Origin of the sequence: Streptomyces sp. NPDC059456 (genome assembly GCF_042750055.1) — a bacterium.
In the GTDB taxonomy this organism is placed as follows: domain Bacteria; phylum Actinomycetota; class Actinomycetes; order Streptomycetales; family Streptomycetaceae; genus Streptomyces.
On the sequence record NZ_JBHYVA010001003.1, the window covers coordinates 1 to 2,085 of the forward strand.

At 75.5% G+C, this 2,085-nt stretch carries 2 protein-coding genes; both read right to left on the reverse strand.

Annotated features, from left to right (window positions below):
• Nucleotides 1–359: 359 nt before the first annotated feature.
• The gene (locus ACFXA3_RS41550; protein ID WP_385196538.1) at nt 360–1,325 is read right to left on the reverse strand and encodes a helix-turn-helix transcriptional regulator; all 966 of its coding nucleotides are present in this window, start codon (nt 1,323–1,325) and stop codon (nt 360–362) included.
• 84 nt (nt 1,326–1,409) lie between these two features.
• On the reverse strand, nt 1,410–2,085 hold a 676-nt coding region (locus ACFXA3_RS41555; protein WP_385196541.1), incomplete at its 5' end, for a transglycosylase family protein.

Genomic DNA, 2,085 nt, shown 5'->3' on the forward strand with positions numbered 1-2,085 from the left:
CTGTTGGGGGTGGGTGGTTGTTTTTTTTCTACACCCCCCCCCCCCCGGGGGGGGCCCGGCCACCCCCCCCCCCCCCCCTCGGCCATTGAGGTGACCCGCTTCGTGCACACGACCGGAACGTCAGCGCAGCGCCCGGAGGTTCGTCCGTACCGGGTCACGCTTGTGTCACGGAATGTCGACAGTTCTTTGACCGGGCCGGCTTCCCCCGAAGCAGCACGGAAGTGACCCTTCGGGATTCCTTTTCCGGCCCGCGCCAGGCCCGGCACCCATCCTGTTTCGCATTCCGTCCCGGACCCCCGGAATTTCCCCCGGGATTGCGCCGGCCGCCCCGCCTCCCCCGGCGAACCCCCTCCGTTTCCTTACATCTTCTCCACGGCCCGCCCGAGAAGGTCCCGGGCCGCTCTGATCCGGTCCGTCAGCTCCGGCGGCTCCAGCACCTCGAACTCACAGCCGAGCAGCATGACGTGAATGACGAGTACGTCGAGGCTCACGGCCCCCGTCCGCAGCAGGCAGCTGTCGGCGTCGAGCGGCTCCAGGACACCGTCCGCGGGGCCCACGGCCCGGGCCGCCGCCTCCGCCGGCATCTTCAGCCGCAGCAGCGCCTTCGCCGCGTACGCCCCTTGCGACACGCCGCGCGACACGTACGCGGCGAGGTCCTCGGCGGGCGCCGGACGCGGGGCGAACCGCGGACCGTGGGGCGGCGTGGGCTCGATCCGGTCGGCGCGGAAGGTCCGCCAGTCCTCCCGGTCCACGTCCCAGGCGACCAGGTACCAGCGCCGCTCCGTGCACACCAGGCGGTGCGGTTCCACCACGCGGCGGCTGACGTTGCCGCCGTGGTCCCGGTAGCCGAAGCGCAGCCGCTCGTTGTCCCGGCACGCGGCGGCGAGCTCGGTCAGCACGGAGGCGTCCACGGTGGACGGCCCCGGGCCGCGCAGCATGGGCACGGTGAACTCGTTGAGCGCCGACACCCGCCGCCGCAGCCGCGCCGGAAGCACCTGCTCCAGCTTGGCGAGCGCCCGTACGGAGGCCTCGCCGATCCCCTCGACGCCGTTGCCCGCGGCCGTCCGCAGGCCCACCGCCACGGCGACGGCCTCGTCGTCGTCCAGCAGCAGCGGCGGCAGCTCTGCCCCGGCGCCCAGCTGGTAGCCGCCGCCGGTGCCGGGGCTGGCGTTCACCGGGTAGCCGAGCTCCCTGAGCCGGTCCACGTCGCGCCGCACCGTCCTCGGGGTCACGCCGAGGCGCTCCGCGAGGTCGGCTCCGGTCCATTCGCGGTGGGCCTGCAACAGGGACAGCAGGCGCAGCAGTCGTGCGGAGGTCTCCAGCATGCCGAGCAGTCTGCCTCCCGGCAGCCCGCCTTCCGAATCGCCCCCGCCCCCGAACCCCCCGCCCGTCACCCCGGGGTGCCCCCGTCACCACCCCGGCCGCGCCACCGGACCCGCGAGAGCCGGAGCCGCCCCGACCGGCTGGGGCGCGGGCTTCGCAGCCGCACTCGGCGCGGCCGCCGGCCCGGCCGGCCGCCCCGCCCGACTCGGCACGGCCGCCGGGCCCGCGTGGGCCGGACCCGGCACGACCGCCGGCGGCGGGTGCTTCGCAGTCGGACTCGGCGCGGGCGCCGGAGGCCGGGGAGTCGGGGTCGGGGGCGCCGTCGGGGGCGCCGTCGGGGGTGGTGGGTCCGTCGGGGGGAGGGTCAGCAGGGTGCCTACCGCGAGTGCCTGCGGGTTCGGGCCGATCCGCGTCCGGTTCGCCTCGTACAGCGCCTGCAGGCCGCCCTTCACCCGGTACCGCCGGGCGAGCCCGTCCAGCGTGTCCCCGGCCCGGACCACGTGCATCCGCCCCGCCAGTCCGTACCGCTTCGAGCACACCGGCCAGGCGTCCCACCCCTGGGCCCCCAGGACGTCCTCCGCCACCCGGATCTGCTGCTCCCGGCTCGCCAGATCGGCCCGTGCCGCGAAGGCCAGCCCGCCGTACTCCTCCCACGTCGGCTGCCAGAACTGCAGGCCCCCGTAGAAGCCGTTGCCGGTGTTGACCGCCCAGCGCCCGCTGCTCTCGCAGTCGGCCACGCAGTCCCAGGGCCACTCCCCGCCC